This is a genomic window from Methanocalculus sp., from assembly GCF_029762515.1.
In the GTDB taxonomy this organism is placed as follows: domain Archaea; phylum Halobacteriota; class Methanomicrobia; order Methanomicrobiales; family Methanocorpusculaceae; genus Methanocalculus.
On record NZ_JARVGN010000235.1, the window covers coordinates 1 to 3,712 of the forward strand.

A 3,712-nucleotide genomic window follows, 5' to 3' on the forward strand; every position below is an offset into this window, starting at 1 on the left:
CCCCCCGGAGGATGTTCGGTGACAGGTTCACTGCAAACCAACCCAAACCCCCCACCGCCCCGTCCCCGTCCGCATATGCTTCGCAGGGAATGTATGCCGGGCAGCCGCAGATACGGCGCAGGGAGGGGCGGGAATATTGCTCTGGGCTGCCAGAGGAGATACACCCCGATTCTCCGAATCGCCTTTCAGGTTGCTCTGATGAGCAAGGGTTTATCACCTCTCTCAGCCTGATCCAGCCTTACCCCGCCCCCCGATACCCGCACCGCACCTGCTTTTCGTCGCCCCTCATGATCTGTTATGATCCAGGTGAGTGGCGTTGGGATCTATACCGGGATGTATCCCTCCGTATATCCCCCTTCACCTCTTCCCAATTGCCCTCTCAATAATCCCCGTCCTGTCGATCTCCCCTTCCTTTCCTGCAAGGACCCGCTCCCCGAATGTGGGGGCATCCCTCTCGTAGAGCACCCCGAGCGGGATTGCCCCCTCCCCGGCATAGTTCCACTCACGGATCAGCTGCTCTGCGGAATCACGGTTTGATGGGTCGTGCCCCTCAGGCGTGTAGACGTGCTCGTCATAACAGGCATGGGCATCATAGAAACTGGCACAGACCTGGAGGACCTCCACAAACGAGAACCCCTTATGCTGGATGGCACGCTTCAGCACCCCGGCCATCCCCGTCTTGTCCCGCGAATAGGAGCGGGCTATGAAGGTCGCACCGGATGCAAGCATCAGGTCAAGCGGGTTGAAGGGATCCTCATGTGTCCCATCAGGTGTCGATTTACCGGTAAAACCGAGTGGCGATGTCGGGGTGTACTGGCCGGTTGTCAGGCCATAGACCCGGTTGTCATGGATGATCACCGTGATATCCACGTTCCGCTTTGCTGCAAAGATCAGGTGGTCAAGCCCCTCTGCATAGGCATCGCCATCCCCGGCTGAGCAGATCACCGTCAGCTTCTGGTTTCCAAGATGGATGCCGGTTGCAACCGGGATACCCCGGCCATGGATTGAATAGAAACTGTTCGTCTGCATATAGTCTGCAATCTTTGCATGGCAGCCGATGCCGGAGACGAGAACCACCTCTTCAGGCAAAAGCCCAAGTCCGGCAAGGACGTCCTTTATGGTATGCTGGATTACAAAATTCCCGCATCCGGGGCACCAGGTGTTCTGTGCCCCGCTGATATACTCTGCTCCCTTCATTGCATCACCCCCCTCACTTTCAGTTCCAGTTCATCAAGGAAAAATGGCCTGCCACTGACATTTGAGATCCTTCGATCAGCGATGATCCCATATCCCCTGAGCAGGGAATCCAGCTGGCCGGTGGCATTCTCTTCAATTACGATCATCCGCTTAACACCCGCCAGTGCATCGGCAAACTGTGCAAGCGGGAAGGGTTCGAGGACGATCGGTCGGATCACCCTGAGCGAAAGCCGCTCCCCTATCTCCCGGCAGGCCTCTCCGGTAGATCCAAAGCAGATGAGGGCAACAGGTGCATCCTCTGCGCCATCAACCCTGAGACAGCCATAGTATGCCATCTCATTCTCTATCGTTGCCCCTTTCCGGATCAGCTTCACTGCATGGGCAGCAGCCGGACCTGGATCTTCGGTTGTGATCCCTGAATCATCATGGGTATAGGAGTTCACCTTCACCACATTGCCGGTAAGCGGAGGCGGATAGAATGGGGAGATCCCATCCGGCGTATTGCAGTAGCGGGCATATGTTCCACGGGGAGAGCGGACAGACGCAACCGGCACAGGGAACGCAGGATCGATCTCTGTAGACTTCGGATGCTCACCGAGGTTTTTGTCAGAGAGGACAAAGACCGGTACCTGGAACTGCCAGGCGAGGTGCATCGCACGGGCAGACCATTCATATGCCTCTTCGGTGGTGCCCGGAGCGATCACGATCCTCGGGAACTCGCCGTGGCCTGCATGCAGGACGAAGCTGAGATCCCCCTGCGATGAGTAGGTCGGCATCCCGGTGGAGGGGCCCGGCCGCATCGCCATCACGATCACCACCGGCTGCTCGGCCATCCCGGCAAGCGAGACGCCTTCGGTCATCAGGCAGAACCCGCCCCCGGATGTCCCGACTGCAACCCGCCTTCCCGCATAGGAGAGACCGAGCGCCATTGTGATCACCGCGATCTCATTCTCGGGATGGAGCACAAGAAGCGGGGTTCCCTGGGCCAGATCCGCCATCGTGTGCAGAATCGATGATGACGGGGTCATCGGGTAGGAGACATAGGCATCAAGGCCGCCCCGGATCAGCCCGAGTGCAATCGCATCGTTCCCGGTTAAGAGCGGAAGAGAATCGTTCTTCTGAATTGGGATCTGCATCCGCTCTTCAGCTGCATGGTATCCCCTGAGGGCAAGCCTGAGATTCTCTTCTGATCGTTTTCCAAACTCCTTAGTGATCGCTTCTCCAAGGATTTCGGGAGGTACCCCGGCAGCCCGGCAGAGTGCGCCGATGAGAACCGTGTTCCTGGCAATCGGCGCTCCTCCTTCCTCCCTGATGATCGTGGTTGCGGGAATTCCGATCCCCTCACCCTTTGCAACATCAGCATCATAGATCAGGACTGCCCCCTCTCCATGCCGGTTCACCGTCTCCTGGTCAAGTGCACAGACGATATCGGGCTTTCCACAAATCGCCCCGATCTCATGGTCTGCACATCGGAGAATCGCATAGTTATGCCCTCCCCTGATGAGGGAGGGGTAGTCATAGTACATGTACACTTGGTAGCCGAGGAGGCCAAGCACCCGGCCGATCAACAGCCCTGCCTTGTTGATCCCTTCGCCCGCCTGCCCGCCGATACAGATCGAATAGTCGTTCATTTTTTCACCTTCCCATATTGCTCAAGTCCGATGATCCGCTCGGGATGCGTATAGACGGTGAACCGCCCCTCCCGCGTGAAACAGATCAGTGTGATACCAGTCTTTTCTGCAGTTGCTATCCCCTGATCGGTGGAGGCGGCACGGGAGATGATGATCGGGATGCCCGCATTGGCAGCCTTCTGCACCATCCCCGACGGCTGCCGCCCTGTGCAGCCGATCACGCATTCCGATAAGGGGAGTTTATTCAGGATCGCGTGGCCGACGACCTTGTCGACAGAGTTGTGCCGCCCGATATCCTCGCACCTGATCGCCAGCTCTCCCTTATAAAAGAGGACCGAGGCATGCAGTGCGCCGGTCTTCAGCCAGGCATCGGAGTCGATCGACTCCCTCACCTCAAGCACCTTCTCTGGAGTGATTCTGAATTTCGAGTGCACCAAAGGGGGTTCTGCCTGGTTTGCATACCCGCCTGACGACTCAAGCGTTGCCAGAAACTCCCCCGTCACCGGGGCCTCGACAAAGATATTCTCATCGATGACGGTGACCGAATCGATCCGGTCAGCTATACCAGAGCAGATGATAAAACCCGCCCCGAGTTCACGGAGGTGATCGTCTGAGGCGACCATCGTCAGGAGCGGCGTATCATTCAGGTGGAGGGAAAAGGTATCCTCGCAGACGATCGCATCGTCTATCTCCGAGATCGTACCGTTTTTGTACATGATCCCGGTATGATGAACAAGATTCATCCGCCCACCTCCGATCGAACCCAGTCAAGGTATGGCTGGCTCCCCTCCTGAACCGGGATGACAAGTATCTCAGGTACATCATAGGAGTGGATCGCCTCGATCCGCTGTATGAGATCCCCGCTCACATCAGCCGTTGTCTTG

General features: G+C 57.5%; 4 protein-coding genes. All 4 read right to left on the reverse strand.

Annotated elements, in window-relative coordinates; all coding sequences use genetic code 11:
- Nucleotides 1-357: 357 nt before the first annotated feature.
- Complete coding sequence (locus tag QCH34_RS08685) at nt 358-1,197, reverse strand: thiamine pyrophosphate-dependent enzyme (RefSeq protein WP_300332941.1); 840 nt, start codon at nt 1,195-1,197, stop codon at nt 358-360.
- Nucleotides 1,194-2,828 carry a 2-oxoacid:acceptor oxidoreductase subunit alpha gene (locus tag QCH34_RS08690; protein ID WP_300332944.1) on the reverse strand — a complete coding sequence of 545 codons (1,635 nt, stop codon included), beginning with the start codon at nt 2,826-2,828 and terminating at the stop codon, nt 1,194-1,196. Before QCH34_RS08690 ends, QCH34_RS08685 begins: the two co-directional genes overlap by 4 nt.
- Nucleotides 2,825-3,571: a formate dehydrogenase accessory sulfurtransferase FdhD gene (gene fdhD, locus QCH34_RS08695; protein WP_300332946.1), complete on the reverse strand. Its 747-nt coding sequence runs from the start codon at nt 3,569-3,571 to the stop codon at nt 2,825-2,827. Before fdhD ends, QCH34_RS08690 begins: the two co-directional genes overlap by 4 nt.
- On the reverse strand, nt 3,568-3,712 hold a 145-nt coding region (gene cutA, locus QCH34_RS13345; RefSeq protein WP_366898498.1), incomplete at its 5' end, for a divalent cation tolerance protein CutA. The genes cutA and fdhD, both read right to left, overlap by 4 nt.

Bases quoted from the DNA above. Each gene is read 5' to 3' on its own strand.
- fdhD (WP_300332946.1), bottom strand. From the start codon at position 3,571: ATGAATCTTGTTCATCATACCGGGATCATGTACAAAAACGGTACGATC.
- QCH34_RS08690 (WP_300332944.1), bottom strand. From the start codon at position 2,828: ATGAACGACTATTCGATCTGTATCGGCGGGCAGGCGGGCGAAGGGATC.
- QCH34_RS08685 (WP_300332941.1), bottom strand. From the start codon at position 1,197: ATGAAGGGAGCAGAGTATATCAGCGGGGCACAGAACACCTGGTGCCCC.